Raw genomic sequence first — 19,343 nt, 5'->3', positions numbered from 1 at the left:
GATTGCGAACCGGGAAGCCTAACAGCTTGAAATATATTGATTTAATACCGATATGGAATGGTAACTGTCGTTTTTGGAATAAGGGTTTGACGCTCAGGCGTATGCCCTTGGCGTGATCACGACGTCCTGGGTCGTGCTCGGGCGATAACTGTCATACGGATTTGTTAGCGTCGATGTCTTTCACTTGAGGGAGACAACGCCTATGAAGCTCGCGCCGAAACTATTGGTATCCGCCGCCTTTTGCCTCGGGCTTGCCAGCCAGGCGTTTGCCGCCACCGAGTTGAAACACTGGCCGGCACCTGCCGCCAAACAGCTCAATGAAATGATCGCCGCCAACGCCAACAAGGGTAACTACGCGGTGTTCGACATGGACAACACCAGCTACCGTTACGACCTTGAAGAGTCGCTGCTGCCGTTCATGGAAAACAAGGGCCTGATCACCCGCGAAACCATGGACCCTTCGCTCAAGCTTATCCCCTTCAAAGACACCGCCGATCATAAGGAAAGTCTGTTCAGCTACTATTATCGTCTGTGCGAAGTCGACGACATGGTCTGCTACCCGTGGGTTGCGCAGATTTTTTCCGGCTTTACCCTCAAGGAACTCAAAGTGCAGGTCGACGAGCTGATGGCCTCCGGCAAGCCCGTGCCGGTCAGCTATTTCGAAGGCGACGTGGTGAAAAAATCCGAGATACAGCCGCCGAAAGTCTTCACCGGCCAGGCCGAGCTGTACAACAAACTGATGGAAAACGGCATCGAGGTCTATGTGATGACCGCCGCGTCCGAGGAGCTGGTGCGCATGGTCGCGGCTGATCCGAAGTACGGCTACAACGTCAAACCCGAGAACGTCATCGGCGTGACCACGATGCTCAAGGACCGCAAGACCGGCGAGCTGACCACCGCACGCAAACAGATCACTGCCGGCAAGTATGACGAGAAGAGCAACCTCGGCCTGGAACTGACCCCTTACCTGTGGACCCCGGCGACCTGGATGGCCGGCAAGCACGCGGCGATCCTCACCTATATCGACGAGTGGAAAAAACCGGTGATAGTCGGCGGTGATACACCGACCAGCGATGGCTACATGCTGTTCCACGATGTGGACGTGGCCAAGGGCGGCATCCACCTGTGGATCAACCGCAAAGACAAGTACATGACCCAACTCAACGGCATGATCGCCAAGCACGCGGCGGCGCAAGCCAAGGAAGGGCTGCCGGTGACGGCGGACAAGAACTGGGTGATCGTCAAGCCGGAAGATATCCAATAAGACCGAGTCACCTGCCTTCGCGAGCAAGCCCGCTCCCACATTCGACCGAGTTTCAACCTGAAATGCGGTCAACTGTGGGAGCGGGCTTGCCCGCGAAGGCGGTCTTAAGAACACCGCCGACTCAAAGGCAAAATAGATATCAATTGCGAACTAATCTCATTCTTTGCTAGCGTGCGCACTCCCTGAACCGTCCGTTCTTCTCAAGGTAGTGCTGTGTCCTCCTGGAATACGCAGATCGCGCGCCTGTTCGCGGAGCAGAAGAAAGCCCTCGAAGCCTTCGTCACGCGCCGCACCGGCAGCGCCCAGGTGGCTGCCGACCTGACCCAGGAATCCTTCCTGCGCCTGGCGCGCCTGGAGTCCGGCGAGAAGATCGATAACCTACCCGCGTTCCTCTTCACCATTGCCAGCAACCTGGTGCGCGACCACCAGCGCCAGGCTATCCGCCGCGAGCGCCTGGATGCCGGCGCACCGAGCGAAGAACTGCCCTGCAGCAACCCCGGAGCCGACGAACAACTGGCCGCCTATCAGCAGGAGCGACTGATGCAGGATGCGATCCTGGGCCTGCCCGAGGCGACTCGGCAGATCTTCCTGCTCTATCATGTCGACGAGCTTTCCTACCGCGAGATTGGCGAACGCCTGTCGATCAGCCCGCGCAGTGTGGAATACCAATTGCGTCGCGCCTTGATTGAATGCCGTGGGTACATCAAGACGCGCCTAGCCTGCGATGCACAAGGACGTCGGTCATGACTGCCCTGCCTACTGCTGATGTGTTGTTCGAAGAGGCGTCCGGCTGGTATTTCCGCCTGCACGCCGAGGACTTGACCCCGGCTGAAATGGACGCCTTTGCTGCGTGGCTCGGGCAGGGCCAGGCGCAGGATGATGCCTGGCAGGAAGTGCAGGCGATGCTTGGCGGCCTGCGTGAGCCGGCGCGCGTCATTCGCCGTGCCGAGCAGGCCACCTGGCGTACACCGCTGCGGCGCTGGGCGTATGCGGCTGCCGTGTTGCTGGCCGTGGGCCTGACCGTGCAAAGCACTCCCTGGCTTGACCGCTTGCGCGCCGACTACGCCACCGCCACTGGCGAGTCGCGCAGCATCGAACTGGCCGATGGTTCCCACCTTCAACTCAACACCGACAGTGCGGTGCAAATCCGCATGAGTGCGGGTGAGCGGCAGATCCGTTTGCTGCGTGGTGAAGGTTTCTTCGATGTGACCAAGGACCCCGCGCGGCCCTTCGTGGTGCAGTCGGGCGACGGCTGGGTGAAAGTGGTCGGCACCCAGTTCAGTGTGACGCGACGTGATGACCAGACGCGTGTGCAGGTAGCGCAGGGCAAGGTTGAGGTCAGTGCAGGGAGCGGCACACCGGTCTATCTGGAACCGGGGCGGGCCGTGGAGTATCAGGGCCAGCACCTTGCCGACGTCCACGGTTTCGACCAGGCCAGCGGCTTTGCCTGGCGTCAGCGGCAACTGGTGTTCCGTCAGCAACCTTTGTCGGTGGTGGTCTCTGAGCTGAACCGCTACTGGCCCGGCAAGACGCTGGTGCTCGGTGATGCGTTGCGCAATCGGGTAGTGTCCGGCGTGTTCGAAATCGACAAACCCGATGCCGTGCTCAAGGCGCTGGAATACACCCTCAACCTGCGTGCCGAGCATTACACCCCGTATTTGCTGGTGTTGCGTGAAGGCAATGCGTCCTGACGGCAATTTCTCAAAATATTTTCAGGGTTTCCCCGTAAGCCATCGTCCTTGATCACTGAGGCGTAAATAGTAAGCACTCTCAAGTAGTGCGGCGCCGATCACAGACTTTTTGTACCGGGGAGCACCATTCATGGCACACCGATTCGCCACACGGCCCTTGCTGGCCTTGGCCATTTCCTTGGCCAGCTGTATCGCGCCGTCGTACCTGCAGGCCGCGGAGGCCAACCAGGCCCAGACCTACCGCTTCGATATTGCCGGGCAGGGCCTGGACGCTGCGCTGGCGGCGTTCTCGGCGGTGACGCGGGTTCAGGTGCTAGTGAATGGGGAGTTGACCCAGGGGGTGATATCGCCGGGTGTGAAGGGCAACCTGGGGCAGCGTGAAGCCTTGGGGCAACTGCTCGGCGGCACGGGGCTGAGCGCGGCGTTTATCAATGCCGATACCGTCACCCTGGAAAAACGTGTGGTAGCAGGCAATGCCCTGGAAGTGGGCACCACCACCATCACGGCCGAACGCCTGGGCGTCACCACCGAAGGCACGGGCTCGTACACCACGGGGGCCGTGACCCTGGGCAAGGGCGAACAAAAACTCAAGGACATCCCGCAGTCGGTCAGCGTCATGACCCGCAAGCAGATGGATGATCAGAACACCACCAAGCTCTCTGAAGTGGTCAAGCGCACACCCGGCCTGACAGCGACCAAGTCTCCCGGCTCCGGAATGTTCATCTTCTCCCGCGGTTTCGAGGTTGGCACCCTGCAATACGACGGTGTGGGAATTCCACGTAACACTTACACCTTGGGCAGCTATCTCACCGAAAACATGGCCATTTACGACCGCGTCGAGACGCTGCGCGGCCCGGCCGCCTTGCTGCAAGGTGCCAATAGCCCCGGCGGCACCATGAACCTGGTGCGCAAGCGCGGGCAGCAAGCGCCGACGGCGACCATTACCGCCAAGGCTGGCTCATGGGACCACTACGGCACTCAGGTCGATGTCGGTGGCCCGCTGAACGCCGAAGGCACCTTGCGCGGCCGCTTCGTGGCGGATTACGACACCACCGACTCCTTCGTCGACTATGCGGGCGGCTGGAACCAGACGGTTTATGGCGCCGTCGACTACGATTTCACTCCCGACACCACCGTCGGCCTGGGCATCAGTAACCAGAAGGGCCATTCGCGCCCCAACTTCATGTCGTTGCCCCGTTATGCCGACGGCAGTGATATCGGTCTGCCACGTTCGACATTTGTCGGCGCCAGTTGGAACCGCAGCGTCAACAATCAGACTCAGGTGTTTGCCGACATCGAGCACCGCTTCAACGATAACTGGAAAGTGAAAGCCGCACTGGTAGCCATGGATGAGCACAACGACGCAACCTACCAGGCGACGTGGGACACGGTACCCGTCGGCGGTGGCACTGTGCCCTATGTGGATTGGATCACCGACTTCAATACCAAGAGCCGCGGCGCGGATGTGTATGTAAACGGCAAGTTTGAGGGGCTGGGCTTCCAGCAGGAAGTGGTGCTGGGCGCCAACTATTCCAAGCTCACCACCGACGACCAGTGGGCACGGGCTTCAAATCCCGGCGCGGATATCTTCAACATCGACCACAACCGCCCACAGCGCGACAAATACCAATTGTTCCAGGAGGGTGCCGCCTCGAAGAGCTGGTATGACATTCGCCAGAAAGGCATCTATGGCACCTGGCGTGTGAAAGTCCTGGACCCGCTGACGTTGATCGTCGGTGCGCGTACCAGTTGGTATGACTATTCCTACATTGGCCAAAGTGGTTTCAAAGGCACATATGGTGCCCCGCAAGACAATACCACCCAGTCCAATGGCAAGGTTACGCCCTACGCCGGCCTGGTCTATGCGCTCAACGAGCAGTGGTCGGCGTACGCCAGCTATGCCGATGCCTTTGAGCCGCAAACCAACCTGACCACCTCCGGCTCCCTGCTCAAGCCTATCGAGGGCAAAAACTACGAGTTGGGCATCAAGGGAGAGCTGGCTGACGGGCGCCTCAATACCTCGTTTGCGATCTTCCGTTACGATCAGGAAAACCGTAGCGTGCAGGACCTGCAAGGGCCAATGAACTGCAATGGTTGGTACTGCTCGGTCGCCTCTGGCAAGGTCCGCAGCCAAGGCTTTGAAGCCACACTCAGTGGTGAGGTGCTGCCAGGCCTGCAGCTGGCCTCCAGCTACACCTACAACACCACTGAATTTCTCAAGGACGACACCTACGAAGGCAAGATTTTCAGCACCTGGACCCCCAAGCACTTGCTCAAGGTCTGGGGTGATTACCAGTTGCCGGGCGATTGGCAGCATTGGAGCGTGGGTGCCGGTGTGTCCGCGCAAAGCAGCACCGAAGCCTATGACCGTACGTTCAGCGTGCCGGGCAATGCACTGTGGGATTCGCGGGTGGCCTACAAGATCAACCAGGAATTCACCGTGGCGGCAAACCTGAACAACATGTTCGACAAGAAGTATTACATCCCGGCCTACAACGCGAACTGGGGCAGCAACTACTACGGCGACCCACGCAATGTGATGTTCACCATGACCTACACCCCACAGTTCTAAGAGATTACCTATATCCAATGTGGGGGCTGGCTCGCCCGCGATGGCGGTATGCCAAACAAGAACTCACCGGCAGGCCCATAGCTATCGCAGGCAAGCCAGCTCCCACAGTTGATCCTCGGTGTTGTGGAGGCTTTGGCCAGGCAAAAAAATGCCCCGCACCTGGCGGGGCATTTTTACGCGCGGGGCTTACAGGCCGTCGAGCATGGCTTTGTTGCGTACCGCACCCTTGTCGGCGCTGGTGGCCAGCAGGGCGTAGGCCTTCAACGCGGTGGTGACTTTGCGCGGACGCTTTTCTACCGGCTTCCAGCCTTTCTTGTCCTGCTCAACCCGGCGTGCCGCCAGTTCTTCATCGCTGATCAACAGGTTGATCGAGCGGTTTGGAATGTCGATCAGCACCTTGTCGCCATCCTGCACCAGGCCAATCGCGCCGCCGGCAGCGGCTTCCGGGGAAGCGTGTCCGATGGACAGGCCCGACGTGCCGCCGGAGAAACGGCCGTCGGTCAGCAGGGCGCAGGCTTTGCCCAGGCCTTTGGATTTCAGGTAGGACGTGGGGTAAAGCATCTCCTGCATACCCGGGCCGCCTTTGGGGCCTTCGTAGCGGATGATCACGATGTCGCCTTCCTTGACTTCGTCCGCGAGGATGCCGCGTACCGAGCTGTCCTGGCTTTCGTAGATCTTGGCGCGGCCTTCGAAAACGTGGATGGATTCATCCACACCCGCCGTTTTGACCACACAACCGTCGAGGGCGATGTTGCCGTACAGCACGGCCAGGCCGCCTTCTTGCGAGTAGGCGTGCTCGACACTGCGGATGCAGCCGTTTTCACGGTCGTCGTCCAGGGTGTCCCAACGGGTCGACTGGCTGAACGCGGTCTGGGTGGGGATACCGGCCGGGCCGGCCTTGAAGAAGGTGTGCACGGCTTCGTCGTCAGTCTGGGTGATGTCCCATTTGGCGATGCCTTCGGCGATGGATTTGCTGTGCACGGTCGGCAGATCGGTGTGCAGCAGGCCGCCACGGGCCAGGGAGCCGAGGATCGAGAAGATCCCGCCGGCGCGGTGCACATCTTCCATGTGGTACTTCTGGATATTCGGCGCGACCTTGCACAGTTGCGGCACGTGACGGGACAGGCGGTCGATGTCGCGCAGGTCGAAATCGATCTCGGCTTCCTGGGCGGCGGCCAGCAGGTGCAGGATGGTGTTGGTGGAACCGCCCATGGCGATGTCCAGGGTCATGGCGTTTTCGAACGCCTTGAAGTTGGCGATATTGCGCGGCAACACCGACTCATCGTTCTCGCCGTAGTAGCGCTTGCACAGCTCGACGATGGTGCGGCCGGCCTGCAGGAACAACTGCTCGCGGTCGCTGTGAGTGGCCAGTGTGGAACCGTTGCCCGGCAAAGCCAGGCCCAAGGCTTCGACCAGGCAGTTCATCGAGTTGGCGGTGAACATGCCGGAGCACGAACCGCAGGTCGGGCAGGCGCTTCGCTCGTATTCCGCAACCTTCTCGTCAGAAGCGCTGGAATCGGCGGCGATTACCATGGCGTCGACGAGGTCGAGGCCGTGGGAGGCGAGTTTGGTCTTGCCGGCTTCCATCGGGCCGCCGGAGACGAAGATCACCGGGATGTTCAGGCGCAAGGCAGCCATCAACATGCCGGGGGTGATCTTGTCGCAGTTGGAGATGCACACAATGGCGTCGGCGCAGTGGGCGTTGACCATGTATTCCACGGAGTCGGCGATGATCTCGCGGCTCGGCAGCGAATACAGCATGCCGTCATGGCCCATGGCGATGCCGTCGTCCACGGCAATGGTATTGAATTCTTTTGCCACGCCACCGGCGCGTTCGATCTCGCGGGCGACCAGTTGGCCCAGGTCCTTGAGGTGAACATGGCCCGGCACGAACTGGGTGAACGAGTTGGCAATTGCGATGATCGGCTTCTTGAAGTCGTCATCTTTCATCCCCGTGGCACGCCACAGCGCGCGCGCACCGGCCATGTTGCGGCCGTGGGTGGATGTTTTCGAGCGGTAATCAGGCATTGGAGCACTCCGGGCGGCTAATCAAGTACTAAAGGGGAGTGAGCTTCTAATTGACGACTGGAACACTCAGAAAATGGCCGTGTGTCCGGTAGTTGCCACTCGCATCGCGGGATCGCCGCTTGCTTGGGCCTCGAGCTCATAAACCCGCCGGGGGATGACTGGCGATGAATAGGGCCGATTCTACACCGCTGGCGGCTGGAGGGAATGGGCGTATGTGTATTGGCGGGTTCAACCGACGTTCAGCAATTCCAGGCGACGTGAAATCAACGAATTCAACACGAGGGCCGCTGTACTCAGCAGCAAAAAAGCTAATGCCAGGGTCATCTGCGGGTTATCTGTACTCATGTTGATCAATGCGCTAATCAATCCACCCAGTATAAAAATTAAAGTGTTCCCAGCCGACGCCGCGGTGCCTGCATTTTCCGGAAACACGTCCATAGCTTTAGAGGTAGCGATGGGCCGACAAATGGTAGTTCCGGTGGTGCAGACGATCATTGGGATTAATACTGTCATCGTTGAAAGCTCAAAAGTGCTTGAAAAAAAGAGCATCAATAGCCCAGAACAAAAAATCAGGGCCAAACCGAGCACGATTTGAACCTTGGGCGCCAGCCTATTAGCGAGTATGCGAGCTACGATGCCGCCAGCAATATACGCCGCGCCGTAAAGTAGCAAGGCTAGTGAGAATTCATAAGTGGATAGCTGCAACTGATCCATGAAGATGAGCGGTGATATGACGATGAATGAAAAGTGGCAGGCGAAAGCAATTGCTGCAATTAGCCAGTAACCGACGAAACTGCGGTTGCTGAGTACCCGTTGATAAGCGCAGAAAATATCTTCTTTTGGATGAGAGTTTACATGATGATTGTCTAGTAAAAAATACGCGATTGACAAAACGCCAAGGGCCAATACGATAAAAAGAAAAAAGCTGCCAGGCCAGTCAAAAAGCTGTTGCAGTACACTACCAAGTAGCGGAGATATTGAAATAAAAATGCCACTCGCCGTGATCATCAGAATTCTCAACTGGTCCCTTTCTTTACCTTCAAACATATCCTGAACCAACGCCTGTGACAGCACGAAGCAGCCGCAACCGATGGCTTGGACCATTCTAAATATCAGAAACCACATATATTCGGTAGAGAATACGCAACCGGTGGCACCTGCAATGGATACAACCATCCCGCTAATCAACAACCCCTTGCGCCCTACGATATCTGAGAGTGGTCCGATTAAAAGTTGTGATAGGGAGATACCGATAGCAAAAAGGCTAATAGAGAACGCAATATCCGAAGGTTTATTTTGAAAGTGTTCAGCCAGTGCGGGGAAAGAAGGGAGTAAGACATCTAGAGGGAAAACACCAAGTAACACCATGGTCATTAATAGCACGATCGCCGACCTTTGTCTTTTTTTGTTACCGTTAGCGGTACGTGTCTTATTCATCTATAAGCCCCACATTTGAGAACAGCTGGCGAATATCAGTTCGTTTAAAAAAACCTGCTTTTTTCAATGCTTGAAATGTGGTGCTGGCACCTTCGCGAGCGCGAAGAATATGGGCGTGCGGGTCAGCCATCATGGTCACGACTTGATCGACGGTGGTCTCACTTAATTGCACGCTTCGTAAACTCAATTCGAGCCATTTTTTATCCGTCTCAAAGAAAATAAGGATAATATCTAAGAGCTGTTTGGCAGATAAAATTCGTTGCTCGTCACTCATCTGAATCCACAAATAATGAAAGACTTCGCTAAAATATCGACTGTGTCGGGCCTCGTCAGCGAGGTGATCTTTGAGCATCTCCTGAACGCAGCAGACCAAGTTTTTTTGATAAACATCACGTAGATCTTTTGCAATGATGGTTTCCGATACGAAACCAATTAGAAGCCACGTGATCGACTTCTGCTTATTCGGGGTGGTATGGATTAGCTGATTGAGTTTTGTTATTCGTCTGTGGATAGTTGATTGAGTTGCCATATCATAAAATTTACTGACTTGTTCGGCAAGCTGATAGGAGAATAGCGCGTGATAACCTTCGTCAGTGTAAAGCTGCAGTGCCGCTGTTTTCATACGAGAAGGTATCGTAAATTCAAGCTCGTCATGAATTATTAGTTCTACGGAGCGATTAACGATCTGGTGTTCAAGTAGTGTTGTGTAGTTTAGGAAGTTTACTAAGTGATTGGCGCAGAGACGCTTAGTGATGGCTTTGTCGGCTAATTTGACTTCCGGATGTTTAAGATAGGGAAGTAGGGCGGGAGGAAACCAATCTCTTGACTCCAGCTGTTTCTCTAAATCTGGAGGTAACTTGTATTGGTAATCACTGGTTCTTACTGATGCGCGGGTGTTCCAGTCTCCAAGAGTGAAGCTGGCTTTCCACAGATTAGAGTCGATGAGCGGCTCAACCATAATTCCTACCCTCGGTTGTTTAGCAGCGATTTTAGTTCCCTGCATATCACTTGTCCGTCGCTTTTACCGCACCCGACAAAAAATAAGACTTGTTCAGGATTGTTTTCTTCAAATCCTAATAAGGATTCAACCTGATTGTCTGTAAGTGCGCCCGTTAACCAAGTGCTCAGTCCCATCGCTGTCGCGACCAGTTGGTAGGTTTGTGAAATATGACCCGCTTCGACATAAGCCATTCGATAAGCTCGTGAGTGCTCGTATTTCCACCAGAGTTTGTCAAATCGACAAGTGATGAAGAGACCTGCCGGGAGTTCGTTAATGAAGTGCTGTCCTGAAAGCACTTGCCCCAATGCCGTTTTCAGTTGCGTATTGACGGTACTTAGAGTGTGCTCGGATGCGTTATAAGCGTAAATGCCGGGCTTCAACCCATCTATATTTTTAGCGTAAAGGAAACCTTCACACGCGTTTAATCCCCCACCGGAAGGGCTGCTCCTTCGGGCTTCGAGTCCTTTCGCAATACTTTCATCAACATTGTTTGCTCTTTCGTTTAAGTGTCCTAAGCACAAGTAAAGAATTGTACTTATGGTTTGCAGGGCAACGGATTCGCCTGTGAATGAACGGCAGGTTTTTCGGGTGAGCAATGCACTTTGAAGTGAGTTCTCTGACAGGTTGATAGGTGCTGGCAAGCGAATTAATGGAGTGTCAGCTTTGTGTTTGTGTATTCGGTCTGGAGGGGGAGGTGTTGATAATGTTTTTGTACAATGGTCTAGGTAGATGCTCGCCCATTCGTCTGCGTTTTCGGGCATTTGATCGCAAGGTATGTTTTTGGTGCCAATATGGAAAATTTTTGATAACTCATCCCAGCCCCAATTAATTGGCGGAGAAGGTGTGTCTGTCAAAATTTCGGCTTCTAATAGCTGAGTGTCTATTGGGTTTGAATTGTCGAAGATTTTTGGATCGTTTATCAGTTTGGTGAGTCGTACTGAGTATTCTAGATTGAGCTCGTATTGTTTGTGATTTTTATAGTTCCAAACTATCGCTGTAGGTGTTTTTGGGAGTATAAATATATAAGGGTTTATCTGCATTGCACTGCCTCCGTGCGGAGCGGAAAAACGCTGGGTAGCCGGCACTCCCCAGCGTTTTAGTTGCTTAGCGGGCTTTCAGTGCTACCAAGAAAGCCAAGTTGGCGATGTGGGAAGTTTCCAGTTTGATATTTTTCATTTTGGATCTCCTTATTTTCAACTTTATATTTAATTAAAGTGTCGCCGTCATCGGTGACAATTGAATAATAGGATTTAATGATGAAATTTCAAGAAAAAAACGCGTAGGAATGTTCGAGTTTTTTTGTCGGATTGGTACTACGAAGTGGCGTGGGGTAGTTATTCTATGCTTAATAGGCAGTCGGTAAAATACGGTCGGGCGGAATGGCTTAGATGTAATGAAATCATGGGAGATCCATTTTGGATCCCCCATTCAGATGTTAATCAGCTATTAGGCAACAACCGGCACGTAATGCTCTTGATATACCGCGTCTCGGCAATCGCCGGGTGCACCGGGTGGTCCGGGCCTTGGCCGCCGCGTTCGAGCATCTGGATGTTGCGGTCCAGATGGCGGGCGCTGGTGAGCAGGATGTTTTGCAGGTCATCTTCCGGCAGGTGCATGGAGCATGAAGCGCTGACGAGGATGCCGTCCTTGCTGAGCAGGCGCATGGCTTGCTCGTTGAGGCGGCGGTAGGCGCCTTCGCCGTTTTTCATGTCTTTTTTGCGTTTGATGAAGGCCGGTGGGTCGGCGACGATCACGTCGAAGCGTTCTTCGCTGGCTTTCAGTTCCTTCAAGGCTTCGAACACGTCGCCTTCGATGCAGGTCATTTTCTCGGCAAAGCCGTTCAGCGCGGCGTTGCGTTCTACGCCGTCGAGGGCGAAGGCGGAGGCGTCGACGCAGAACACTTCACTGGCGCCAAAGGCCGCCGCTTGCACGCCCCAGCCGCCGATGTAGCTGTACAGGTCCAGTACACGCTTGCCCTTGGCATACGGGGCCAGGCGGGCGCGGTTCATGCGGTGGTCGTAGAACCAGCCGGTTTTCTGGCCCTGGATCACCGGGGCTTCGAATTTCACGCCGTTTTCTTCCAGCGCCACCCACTCCGGCACCAGGCCGAATACGGTTTCGACGTAGCGGTTGAGGCCTTCGGCGTCACGCGCGGCGGAGTCGTTCTTGAACAGGATGCCGCTGGGCTTGAGCACTTGGGTCAGTGCGGCGATCACGTCTTCTTTATGCGCTTCCATGGTCGCTGAAGCGATCTGTACTACCAAGATGTCGCCGAAACGGTCGACCACCAGGCCCGGCAACAGGTCGGAATCACCGTAGACCAGGCGGTAGAACGGCTTGTCGAACAGGCGGTCACGCAGGGACAGGGCCACGTTGAGGCGGTGCACCAGCAGCGACTTGTCCAGCGGCAACTTGATGTCGCGCGACAGCAGGCGGGCGCAGATCAGGTTGTTCGGGCTCATGGCCACGATGCCCAGGGTCTTGCCGCCGGCTGCTTCCAGGATAGCCTGGTCGCCTGCCTGGAAGCCGTGGAGTGGGGTGGCGGCCACGTCGATTTCGTTGCTGTAGACCCACAGGTGGCCGTTGCGCAAACGACGATCGGCGTTGGCTTTGAGACGCAGGCTTGGCAGGGACATGACGTCGCTCCGGAAAAAAGAGCGGGAGTATACCCTTTGCGCACTCTTTCATGTGGGAGCTGGCTTGCCTGCGATGCGGGCGGCGCGGTGTATCAGACGTACGGTGGTGATGCTATCGCAGGCAAGCCAGCTCCCACATTCGATCGGGTTTCACTTGGCTTTTTGGGTGTCGGCCATGTCGGCATAAGGGGTAGAATTCGCGCCTAGCCCAGAGTGTGTACTTATGTCCCAAGAGCTTTCCCCCGAGCAGATCCAACAGGCCCTGCAAGGCATCAGCGTGCCGCCTCAACCGCAAATCATGGTGGATTTGCAGATGGAGCAGTACATGCCCGACCCGGACCTGGAAGTGATTGCGCGGTTGATCTCCCAGGACCCGGGCTTGTCCGGTGCGCTGCTCAAGATTGTCAATTCGCCGTATTACGGCCTGAGCAATAAAATCGCTTCGATCCAGCGTGCGGTGAACCTGCTGGGCAGCCGTTCGATCATCAATCTGATCAACGCGCAGTCGATCAAGGGCGAGATGTGCGACGACACCATCGTCACCCTCAACCGTTTCTGGGACACCGCCCAGGATGTGGCCATGACCTGCCTCACCCTGGCCAAGCGCACCGGTTCCCAGGCCGTGGACGAAGCCTATGCCTTGGGCCTGTTTCATGATTGTGGCGTGCCGCTGATGCTCAAGCGCTTCCCCAATTACATGGCGGTACTGGAAGAAGCCTACGCCAATGCCGGCCCGGATTGCCGCGTGGTCGACACCGAAAACAAAGCGTTCCACACCAACCATGCGGTGGTTGGCTACTACACCGCCAAGTCCTGGCGCCTGCCGGAGCATGTCACCGACGCCATCGCCAATCACCACAACGCCCTGGCGATTTTCAGCGATGAGACGTCGCGCAACCCGCAGCTCAAGAACCTGCTGGCCATTTTGAAGATGGCTGAGCATATCTGTTCGTCCTATCGCGTACTGGGCAACCAGCCGGTGGATCATGAGTGGAATGCCATCGGCCACCTGGTGCTGGATTACGTGGGCCTGTCGGACTACGACTTCGAGAGCCTGAAGTTGTCGATCCGCGAACTGGGCGCGCACTGACCCGTCATTCAAGAGGTACACATGCCCGAGTTACCAGAAGTCGAAACCACCCGCCGCGGGATCGCCCCGCACCTGGAAGGCCAGCGCGTCAGCCGCGTGGTGGTGCGTGAGCGGCGCCTGCGCTGGCCGATTCCGGAAGACCTGGATGTGCGCCTGTCGGGGCAGCGCATCGTGCTGGTGGAGCGCCGGGCCAAATACCTGTTGATCAATGCTGAAGTGGGCACCTTGATCAGCCACCTGGGCATGTCGGGCAACTTGCGCCTGGTGGAAGTCGGCATGCCGGCGGCCAAGCATGAACACGTGGATATCGAGCTGGAATCGGGTATGGCCCTGCGCTACACCGACCCGCGGCGCTTCGGTGCGATGCTCTGGAGCCACGACCCGCACAACCATGAGTTGCTGATGCGGCTGGGGCCGGAGCCGTTGACTGACCTGTTTGACGGTGAGCGCTTGTTCCAGTTGTCTCGCGGCAAGTCGATGGCGGTGAAGCCGTTCATCATGGACAACGCGGTGGTGGTGGGTGTGGGTAATATCTATGCGACAGAGGCGCTGTTTGCAGCGGGGATTGACCCGCGGCGCGCCGCTGGCGGGATTTCACGCGGGCGTTATTTGAAGCTGGCGATTGAGATCAAGCGGGTACTGGCCGCTGCCATTGAGCGGGGCGGTACCACGTTGCGGGACTTTATCGGCGGCGATGGGCAGCCGGGGTATTTCCAGCAGGAATTGTTCGTGTATGGCCGTGGTGGCGAGGCGTGCAAGGTTTGCGGCACTGAGCTACGCAATGTGGTGCTGGGGCAGCGGGCGAGTGTGTTTTGCCCTCGGTGTCAGAGCTGATGGCTGTGTGAGGGCTGATATCGTTATCGCAGGCAAGCCAGCTCCCACAGTTGAAGGTATTCACCTATCCAATGTGGGAGCTGGCTTGCCTGCGATGAGGCCCTTACGGGCAATGAAGAGGCTTAGGCCTTACCGGTAATCTTGCGGTACTTCTCCATCAACTGCTCTTCAGTCTCAGGGTGTGCCTCATCCAGCGGGATGCAATCCACCGGGCATACCTGCTGGCACTGCGGTTCGTCGTAGTGGCCGACGCACTGGGTGCACAGGTTAGGGTCGATCACATAGATCTCTTCGCCCTGGGAAATGGCGGCGTTCGGGCACTCGGGTTCGCAGACGTCGCAGTTGATGCAATCGTCGGTGATGATCAGGGACATGGAAACTCCTGCCAGGGCACTCTGCCAAGGCATCTGAAAACTAATGCGCGCAATTGTGCCGCATTGGCGCCCGCAGTGCGAGCAGGCACCGACCGGGCAGCCTTACTTCTTGAAGCGTAGCGTCAGCGCATCGGCCACGGCTGGGTGCACGAACTTGGTGATATCTCCGCCCAAAGCGGCGATTTCACGCACCAACGTCGAGGAAATGAACGAATAACGCTCCGACGGCGTGAGGAACAGGCTTTCCACGTCCGGTGCCAATTGGCGGTTCATGTTGGCTAGCTGGAATTCGTATTCGAAGTCCGACACCGCACGCAGGCCACGCAGGAACACATTGGCGTTCTGCTCCTTGGCGAAATGCGCCAGCAATGTCGAAAAGCCCACTACTTCCACATTCGGCAGGTGCTTGGTGACCTCTTGCGCCAGCTCCACACGTTGTTCCAGGGGAAACAACGGGTTTTTCTTGGGGCTGGCCGCGACCGCGATGATCACATGGTCGAACAGGCGAGAGGCGCGTTCGACCAGATCGCCATGGCCTTTGGTAATCGGGTCGAAGGTACCTGGGTACAACACTCGGTTCATCGCGTCGTCCTGGCGGAGTCCGTTGGGGAACCGGATGGTATCGCAGCATTACCGGTGGGCCAAGTCGACTTATGTAGATAGATGCCGTGAATACCCTGTTTTTTCATGCCGTTTTCAGACGTTCGGCCAATGCGCTCGCCAGTTGCGCGGTCAATCCGTACACCGACAATTGCGGGTTGGCGCCAATGCTGGTGGGGAACAGCGAGCCATCGTGGATCGACAGGTTACGCAACTGATGATGGCGACCCAGGCTGTCGGCCACGGCATTTTTTGGCTCTTCACCCATGGCGCAACCGCCCATCACGTGGGCGCTGCCCAGGGTGGTGCGATGCAGTTCCAGATTCAAACCGTCGATCACGCTGCGCGCTTCGGCCAAGTTGTTCACAAAGCGCGCGTCGTGATGCAGGGGCTTGACCGATTTGGCCCCCGCCGCGAACTGAATCTCGGCCATGCTGTGGAAGGCCCGGCGCAGGCCGTCCCAGGCGTAGGGGGAGACCTGATAGTCGAGCACTGGCGTGCCATCACCGCGCAACTCTACGGTGCCGCCCGGGCTGTCGGGGTGAAAACCGTCGCGCAGCAGGGCGAGCATGGCGTGGGTGTGGGGTAGTTGGTTCATGTCCAAGGCGTTCTGCTTGCCGTAGCCACCGAACAGGGTGCTCGCCAGGCCTGGATGCAGGGGCGGTGCTTCCAGTTTGTAGGACATTTTGCCGGTAGTGCCGTCCTGCCATTGGAAATGGTCGGAGTAGATGGATTGCGGCGCACCGTAGAAGGGGTTGATCACCTCGTCGAACAGCCCGGCGGAGAAATTGACCAGGTGCAGGAAGGTGCGCTTGCCCAACCGCGAGTGCGGGTCGGGTGCGTCCGAGCGCATCAGCAGGGCCGGGCTGTTGATGCCGCCGCCCGCTAGTACATAGTGCTTGGCTCTCACGCTGATCTTGCGCCCTGTGGGCGCTACGCAGCGTTCGTCCATGGCCACGCATTCGAGGCTGCTGATGGTGTCGCCGCTGTAGATGAGCCGTTCGGCGCGGGCCAGGTAAAGCAGCTCGCCGCCCTTTTCCAGGGTGGACGGGATGGTGGTCACCAGCATCGACTGCTTGGCGTTGACCGGGCAGCCCATGCCGCAATACCCCAGGTTGAAGCAGCCGCGCACATTGCGCGGGATCACATGCCAGCTGTAGCCGAGCTTTTCGCAGCCTTTGCGGATCACATCGTTATTGGCATTCGGCGGCAGCGCCCACGGCGCGATGCCCAGGCGCTGTTCCATTTTTTCGAACCAGGGCGCCATTTCGGCGCTGCTGTGGCCTTTGACCGCATATTCGCTGGCCCAATGCGAGAGGGTAGCGTCAGGGGTGCGAAAGCTGGAGGTCCAGTTGATCAAGGTGGTACCGCCCACCGCCCGGCCCTGCAGGATGGTGATAGCGCCGTCCTTGCTCATCCGCCCGATGCCTTCCTGGTAAAGGCTGGCGTAGGCTTCGTCTTCCAGCAGCTTGAAGTCGCTGCTGGTCTTGAGCGGACCTTCTTCGATCAGCAACACTTTGTAGCCGGCAGCGCTGAGGATTTCGGCGGTGGTACCGCCCCCGGCGCCGCTGCCGATGATGGCGACATCCGCTTCCAGGGTCAGGTCGTTATCCAGGGCGGCGCCATTGTGGGTTTTCCAGCCACGGGCCAGGCCGTCGCGGAACAGATCGGGTACGGGCATAGGTGTGCACTCTTATTTTTGTAGGAAGATGCAATCTTGGAGGATTGCCCAGGCTAGATCTTCGGCGGGCCGGGGTAGCCGCAATGGGCCCAGGACTCGGGCCGGAAGTACCAGGCCATGATCACCAGCTTGAGCAGTGAGCCCTGGCCCATGCGCAGCAGGTTCAGGTAGCTGTTTTCCCAGCGGTGCAGGAAATTGCGGATCTGTTCGCTGCTGGCATTTTCCCAACTGCCCCAGATACCGGTCAGCGGGCCGCGGGTGATGCCCATCGCCAGCACGTCGAATAATTGCTGGGTGAGCTTGAACATCTCGGGCGACAAGTGCTGCAGGCTGTAATCGAGTTTTTTCAGGGTGTCCTCAATACCGGCAAACACGTGCTCGGCGCTGGCCACGCCTTCCAGCAGCACCGGGATCACCGCCCGCAAGAACGGCAAGTCGCTGGTGCGCAACATCGCAAAGCCGCTGGCCGGCGTACTGCTGGAGCAACCGCTGAGGCTGGCGCCCAGCCCGGCGGTGGCGAGGAAGGCGCTGGCACACAGGCCGATTTTCAAGACGCTGCGCCGTGACAGCGCGGGTGAATCAGTCAGGCTGGGGTTCATTGTTTTTATTGTCCCGAAGGTGGCGGTTATCAGCGGATAAACAGCTTCTGGATCAGCTTCTGGATCGACTTGCCATAGGGCGGGTAGATCAACTTCGCCGCGTTCAGGCGCTGTTTGACCAGCACACCCTTGGCCTTGCTGAACGTCAGGAAACCTTCGTGACCGTGGTAATGGCCCATGCCCGACGGGCCGATGCCACCGAACGGCATATCGTCCTGGGCGACGTGCAGCAAGGTGTCGTTCAGGCATACACCACCGGAATGGGTTTCGTGGAGCACCCGCGCTTGTTCGCCTTTGTTGTAGCCGAAGTAATACAAGGCCAGTGGGCGAGGGCGCTGGTTGATGTAGGCAAAGGCTTGGTCAAGGCCGCGATACGGCACGATGGGCAGGAGCGGGCCGAAAATTTCGTCCTGCATCACGGTCATGTCGTCACTGACATTCAATAGCAGGCTGTGAGCCATTCGCCGCGCCTGGCCTTGCTCGTACAGCGGGATCAGGGTGGCACCTTTGTCGGTGGCGTCCTTGGCGTAGGCATTGAGCCGGGCCAGTTGGCGTTCGTTGATGATGGCGGTGTAGTCCGGGTTGTCGACCAGCGTCGGATAAAACCCGCGCACGGCTTTGGAATAGGCCTCGACAAAGCCCTCCACGCGATCTTCTGGTACCAGTACATAATCCGGTGCCACGCAGGTTTGCCCGGCGTTCAAAGCTTTGCCGAAGGCGATGCGTTCGGCGGCGTCCTTGAGCGGCACGTCGGCCGAAACGATCGCCGGCGATTTGCCGCCCAACTCCAGGGTCACCGGCGTGAGGTTTTCGGCCGCCGCACGCATCACGTGCTTGCCTATGCTGGTAGCACCGGTGAACAGCAGGTGATCGAAGCGCAACTTGGAAAACGCCATGCCCACGTCAGCTTCGCCCAGCACGACGCACACCAGGTCCTCGGGGAAGATCTTGGCCAGCAACGCCTTGAGCAGCTCGCCGGTGGCCGGCGTGGACTCGCTGAGCTTGAGCATTACCCGATTGCCGGCAGCCAACGCCCCCACCAACGGGCCGATGGCCAGGAACAGCGGGTAGTTCCACGGCACGATGACGCCGACGACGCCCAGTGGCTGGTAAATGACTTTGGCTGAGGCGGGCTGGAAGGCAATGCCTACAGCGCGGCGGGAAGGTTTCATCCAGCCCTTGAGGTGTTTGCTCGCGTAGTGAATGCCATGCAGGCTGGGCATCAATTCGGCAAACAGGGTTTCGTCGGCGCTGCGATGGCTAAAATCCTGGCTGATCGCATCGATCAGCGCCTGGCGTTCGTCGCTCAGTAGATCCCGCAGGGCCTTGAGCCATTGCTGGCGCTGTCCGGCCGGCGGCATCGGGTTGGCGGCATAGGCGCGGCGTTGAGCGTCGAACAGGTCCTGGAGTTGATCCAGTGCCTGGGAATCTTGCAGGTAGGCAACGTTGGCAGGCATGGCGCGGCACCGATTGTTATTGGTCTGCCTGGATTTTTAGAGTCATTGCTCTAAATTGTCAAACAACATTGCAGTAACAT

16 protein-coding genes are annotated in these 19,343 nt (G+C 57.5%); 6 read left to right on the top strand and 10 right to left on the bottom strand.

What is annotated here, in order from left to right:
- Positions 1–202: 202 nt before the first annotated feature.
- From QK296_RS00305 to QK296_RS00290, 4 genes are all read left to right on the top strand, one after another.
- Positions 203–1,264, top strand: a complete 1,062-nt coding sequence (locus QK296_RS00305) for a haloacid dehalogenase-like hydrolase (RefSeq protein ID WP_282390466.1) — start codon at positions 203–205, stop codon at positions 1,262–1,264.
- 213 nt (positions 1,265–1,477) lie between these two features.
- Positions 1,478–2,011 (top strand): RNA polymerase sigma factor, encoded by a 534-nt coding sequence (locus QK296_RS00300; RefSeq protein WP_057702093.1) that lies wholly within the window; start codon positions 1,478–1,480, stop codon positions 2,009–2,011.
- The gene (locus QK296_RS00295) at positions 2,008–2,955 is read left to right on the top strand and encodes a FecR family protein (RefSeq protein WP_282390465.1); all 948 of its coding nucleotides are present in this window, start codon (positions 2,008–2,010) and stop codon (positions 2,953–2,955) included. Before QK296_RS00300 ends, QK296_RS00295 begins: the two co-directional genes overlap by 4 nt.
- A 130-nt stretch (positions 2,956–3,085) precedes the next feature.
- A complete protein-coding gene (locus tag QK296_RS00290; RefSeq protein WP_282390464.1) occupies positions 3,086–5,527 on the top strand; it encodes a TonB-dependent siderophore receptor in 2,442 nt (813 codons plus the stop codon).
- Positions 5,528–5,713: 186 nt separating this feature from the next.
- On the opposite strand, the gene ilvD is transcribed toward QK296_RS00290, so the two are convergent.
- The 5 genes from ilvD to QK296_RS00265 all read right to left on the bottom strand — a co-directional run bounded on the left by ilvD (position 5,714) and on the right by QK296_RS00265 (position 12,628).
- Positions 5,714–7,555, bottom strand: coding sequence for a dihydroxy-acid dehydratase (gene ilvD, locus QK296_RS00285; protein ID WP_003195159.1), 1,842 nt, complete (start codon positions 7,553–7,555; stop codon positions 5,714–5,716).
- 228 nt (positions 7,556–7,783) lie between these two features.
- Positions 7,784–8,992 carry an MFS transporter gene (locus QK296_RS00280; protein ID WP_003195157.1) on the bottom strand — a complete coding sequence of 403 codons (1,209 nt, stop codon included), beginning with the start codon at positions 8,990–8,992 and terminating at the stop codon, positions 7,784–7,786.
- A complete protein-coding gene (locus QK296_RS00275) occupies positions 8,985–9,950 on the bottom strand; it encodes a diiron oxygenase (RefSeq protein ID WP_094773930.1) in 966 nt (321 codons plus the stop codon). Before QK296_RS00275 ends, QK296_RS00280 begins: the two co-directional genes overlap by 8 nt.
- 5 nt (positions 9,951–9,955) lie before the next feature.
- The gene (locus tag QK296_RS00270; protein ID WP_003195155.1) at positions 9,956–11,032 is read right to left on the bottom strand and encodes a SagB family peptide dehydrogenase; all 1,077 of its coding nucleotides are present in this window, start codon (positions 11,030–11,032) and stop codon (positions 9,956–9,958) included.
- Positions 11,033–11,431: 399 nt separating this feature from the next.
- Positions 11,432–12,628, bottom strand: a complete 1,197-nt coding sequence (locus QK296_RS00265) for a class I SAM-dependent rRNA methyltransferase (RefSeq protein ID WP_003195152.1) — start codon at positions 12,626–12,628, stop codon at positions 11,432–11,434.
- Positions 12,629–12,905: 277 nt separating this feature from the next.
- Between QK296_RS00265 and QK296_RS00260 the strand changes: the two genes are divergently transcribed.
- Together QK296_RS00260 and mutM are read left to right on the top strand one after the other, a co-directional pair.
- A complete protein-coding gene (locus QK296_RS00260) occupies positions 12,906–13,718 on the top strand; it encodes an HDOD domain-containing protein (protein ID WP_169912901.1) in 813 nt (270 codons plus the stop codon).
- Between the two features lie 21 nt (positions 13,719–13,739).
- Positions 13,740–14,552 (top strand): bifunctional DNA-formamidopyrimidine glycosylase/DNA-(apurinic or apyrimidinic site) lyase, encoded by an 813-nt coding sequence (gene mutM, locus QK296_RS00255; RefSeq protein WP_014720348.1) that lies wholly within the window; start codon positions 13,740–13,742, stop codon positions 14,550–14,552.
- Positions 14,553–14,674: 122 nt separating this feature from the next.
- Here the strand turns inward: mutM and QK296_RS00250 are convergent, their stop codons facing one another.
- From QK296_RS00250 to QK296_RS00230, 5 genes are all read right to left on the bottom strand, one after another.
- Positions 14,675–14,926 (bottom strand): YfhL family 4Fe-4S dicluster ferredoxin, encoded by a 252-nt coding sequence (locus QK296_RS00250; protein ID WP_003195146.1) that lies wholly within the window; start codon positions 14,924–14,926, stop codon positions 14,675–14,677.
- Between the two features lie 102 nt (positions 14,927–15,028).
- The gene (gene coaD / locus QK296_RS00245) at positions 15,029–15,508 is read right to left on the bottom strand and encodes a pantetheine-phosphate adenylyltransferase (protein ID WP_003195136.1); all 480 of its coding nucleotides are present in this window, start codon (positions 15,506–15,508) and stop codon (positions 15,029–15,031) included.
- A 103-nt stretch (positions 15,509–15,611) separates the two neighbouring features.
- Complete coding sequence (locus QK296_RS00240; RefSeq protein ID WP_003195134.1) at positions 15,612–17,207, bottom strand: GMC family oxidoreductase; 1,596 nt, start codon at positions 17,205–17,207, stop codon at positions 15,612–15,614.
- Between the two features lie 53 nt (positions 17,208–17,260).
- Entirely contained in the window at positions 17,261–17,806 is a 546-nt protein-coding gene (locus QK296_RS00235; protein ID WP_003195131.1) for a hypothetical protein, read from the bottom strand.
- Between the two features lie 29 nt (positions 17,807–17,835).
- A complete protein-coding gene (locus QK296_RS00230; RefSeq protein WP_003195129.1) occupies positions 17,836–19,263 on the bottom strand; it encodes a coniferyl aldehyde dehydrogenase in 1,428 nt (475 codons plus the stop codon).
- Between the last annotated feature and the right edge of the window lie 80 nt (positions 19,264–19,343).

The organism is Pseudomonas sp. AL10 (assembly GCF_029960685.1).
Classification (GTDB): Bacteria; Pseudomonadota; Gammaproteobacteria; order Pseudomonadales; family Pseudomonadaceae; genus Aquipseudomonas; species Aquipseudomonas lactis.
This window is presented reverse-complemented; position numbering and strand designations above follow the sequence as displayed.

Coding starts and splice junctions, on each gene's coding strand:
- QK296_RS00240 (WP_003195134.1), bottom strand. CDS start 17,207: ATGCCCGTACCCGATCTGTTCCGCGACGGCCTGGCCCGTGGCTGGAAA.
- QK296_RS00230 (WP_003195129.1), bottom strand. CDS start 19,263: ATGCCTGCCAACGTTGCCTACCTGCAAGATTCCCAGGCACTGGATCAA.
- QK296_RS00270 (WP_003195155.1), bottom strand. CDS start 11,032: ATGCAGATAAACCCTTATATATTTATACTCCCAAAAACACCTACAGCG.
- coaD (WP_003195136.1), bottom strand. CDS start 15,508: ATGAACCGAGTGTTGTACCCAGGTACCTTCGACCCGATTACCAAAGGC.
- QK296_RS00235 (WP_003195131.1), bottom strand. CDS start 17,806: ATGAACCCCAGCCTGACTGATTCACCCGCGCTGTCACGGCGCAGCGTC.
- QK296_RS00265 (WP_003195152.1), bottom strand. CDS start 12,628: ATGTCCCTGCCAAGCCTGCGTCTCAAAGCCAACGCCGATCGTCGTTTG.
- mutM (WP_014720348.1), top strand. CDS start 13,740: ATGCCCGAGTTACCAGAAGTCGAAACCACCCGCCGCGGGATCGCCCCG.
- QK296_RS00295 (WP_282390465.1), top strand. CDS start 2,008: ATGACTGCCCTGCCTACTGCTGATGTGTTGTTCGAAGAGGCGTCCGGC.
- QK296_RS00275 (WP_094773930.1), bottom strand. CDS start 9,950: ATGGTTGAGCCGCTCATCGACTCTAATCTGTGGAAAGCCAGCTTCACT.
- QK296_RS00305 (WP_282390466.1), top strand. CDS start 203: ATGAAGCTCGCGCCGAAACTATTGGTATCCGCCGCCTTTTGCCTCGGG.
- QK296_RS00290 (WP_282390464.1), top strand. CDS start 3,086: ATGGCACACCGATTCGCCACACGGCCCTTGCTGGCCTTGGCCATTTCC.
- ilvD (WP_003195159.1), bottom strand. CDS start 7,555: ATGCCTGATTACCGCTCGAAAACATCCACCCACGGCCGCAACATGGCC.
- QK296_RS00250 (WP_003195146.1), bottom strand. CDS start 14,926: ATGTCCCTGATCATCACCGACGATTGCATCAACTGCGACGTCTGCGAA.
- QK296_RS00280 (WP_003195157.1), bottom strand. CDS start 8,992: ATGAATAAGACACGTACCGCTAACGGTAACAAAAAAAGACAAAGGTCG.